The 2,443-nt window shown below is 56.4% G+C and carries 1 protein-coding gene; it reads left to right on the forward strand.

Features of this window, described 5'->3' with window-relative positions:
- Window positions 1-821: 821 nt before the first annotated feature.
- On the forward strand, window positions 822-1,883 hold the full coding sequence (locus IEW34_RS30150) for a hypothetical protein (protein ID WP_188612950.1): 1,062 nt from the start codon (window positions 822-824) through the stop codon (window positions 1,881-1,883).
- Window positions 1,884-2,443 lie beyond the last annotated feature (560 nt).

Raw genomic sequence — 2,443 nt, forward strand, 5'->3', positions numbered from 1 at the left:
GCGCACCTCGGCCTATGGGCACTTCGGCCGCGCGCCGGAGGCGGACGGCGGCTTCTCGTGGGAACGCACGGATCTGGCCGAGGCCATCCGCTCGGCCGCCGGCTAAATTCCATGGCGCCCCCGCTAGTCGGCTGACGGCGCCCGTTCAAAGCAGAATTAGACGAGCCGAGCAGGGGTAATGGCGGTCCCTGCTCGGCCCCAACCGATGCATAAATCGGACAGAGCACCGATCTCCATGTAGTTAACCTTTGGCGCATTGGCCCGCAAGACTCTAGTGAGTCCCCTATGTCTGCAAGTCGCCCTATTGCCCACAATAATCGCGCGATGTCCGCCCCGATCCGCTCAGCCGTCCCCTCGACGAGGCTTCAGGGCGCCGCGCCGCTCGGGTAATCTATGCAGGTGAGAGGCAGCGCTAATCATCGTGCGGGACCAACAGTCGGCCACCTCGCATCGGACCTGTCGCTCCGCGATCGAACGGGTGAACCTTCCGTCTCAGTCGCTACCGCAATCTTTGGGCGGGCAGCCAACAATTTCAGGTGCTTTAGGGCGGCCATCACACGTCTGACAGCTGTTCTTATGAATTTCGGTCCGTTAGCCCGCCGATTCGCAAGCCGGACGCATCCCTATGGAGGCGGCGATGGAAAATTATGAGCCAGGGGCTGACCAGAGCGTCGCCTCTGACGGGGCTGCGAAGCGGAGCTCTTGCAGCAACTACTAGATCGCCGCGCGTGGTGGAGTTGTACCCGCAGCGCTTGCGCTACCATTGCCGATTGTGCTTTTGTTGAGCCGCACGGGCAAATGGCGAGAGGCGTCGAGAATCCATGAGGGTCTTGGTTTTGGGAACGTCGAATTCCCTGCTGCGGAACGGTTGGGTGTCGGGACTCCGAGAAGCGCTGCCAGCTGCGCAAATTGACAATAGATCCGTTGGCGCATCCCCAGGCGTTCAGTTTTCGTGCGCTATGCAAGTCGATTTTTCGACGTATGATGTTGTGTTTCTCGATTCAGTTGTCAATGATGAGAATTCGCAAAAATTTATTGGGCCAGTCGAGTATATTAACAGAGTAATGTATGAAATAGCGTCTACCATATCATCAAAAACGCGCCTAATAATTCTTGCATTTTGCAAAGCAGTTAATCTTAATACCGTCTCTCCGTCTGAGGTTCATATTACTAGGGAGACTATCGCGAGAGCGTCCGGCGCGCAGTTCGTCGACATCCGCTCGCTGGTCCTCAAGTATGGACGTTCCATACATGGCGATGGTGATCTATATGAACACATGGGACATCCTCAATCAGGAATCCAAAAGGAGTTTGGGCGGGCCATCGGTGAGTGTATGAATTCAGTTGAGTACCCCATGGGCACTTCGAATACACCTTGTTTCGCTCATAATTTCAAAGTTTATACGACCGACTGGCTCTCTCAGTTTGGCCCTATCACAAGTAAGGCAACAAGTCGGTTTCGAGCAGAATTTTTGAACCTGAGACCCGGCGAGTCAATCGAATTTGAGGAGCCTGGAAATTGTCTTGGCTTCTATATCGATGCGAAGAACACGCGATCAATACTTAGATTTGATGGGCCGAGCGGCGTTAGGATGAAAGAGTACTGGTTTGATTTGAAGCCAAATTCATTTGAGTTGAAGTTCGTGCCAATAAAGGGCGGCTTTATGTTGAACCGTATCTCAGTATGCGGGCGAGATCTCCCTTTTGAGAGGTCGATCCAGACACGATTTGCAAACTGGCCGGGCACTACAAACGCTCAGTTGAGCCTTTCATCCATCGCGTTTTGGGCCGGCCGTTGGAAGGAACCGATTCCTAGTATGGCTGGTAAGCATCATTTGCGCTTGCACGAAACCCTCGAAGAGATTTTAGGCCACCGCTTTTGATAGGCTGACGTAGACGAGCCGCGCGCGCGCGCTGTCGTCGTCGTGAATTTCGGGGGCAGGCGATGTTTCCGCGCGCTAACCGGTTTGATCTTTGAGGCGGCGGTCTATTGCTGGCCTCGCAGAAGGTGCCGCCCCCTTGAGCGATCCGGTGCGCGCTGCGCCATGCCGACTTCCTCCCGAGTGGGGGATGTGGCGTTCGTGAGACATCGATATGCCGGACGTTGCGATGGCCGCCATAGGTGTCGCCGAGGAGCGTTTCCGATCGACCGGAGAGGACCTGATTGCGGCGGGCTTCCTCGTGAGGCTCGCCCGGCTGGCGACGTGACCTGCGTCAGGTTGGGTACGCTCGACGCGGTGGAGGTAATCCGGCGCTCCAGTGCCCGGCCGGAGCGGCGGCTCAAGGACCCCTTCGGGGGAGCGGCTTGTTGTCTGTCCGTCCGGCTGAATCGTCCATAAATACCAAGTCCCGTTGATCAGTACCGGTGAGCCCATTCGCGCACGCCGATTGTCATGATCTTCCACGGCTGATCGACGAGGCGGTTCCAGGCCTCACAGCAGTG

It is taken from the genome of Chelatococcus reniformis (genome assembly GCF_014640075.1).
GTDB classification, from domain to species: domain Bacteria; phylum Pseudomonadota; class Alphaproteobacteria; order Rhizobiales; family Beijerinckiaceae; genus Camelimonas; species Camelimonas reniformis.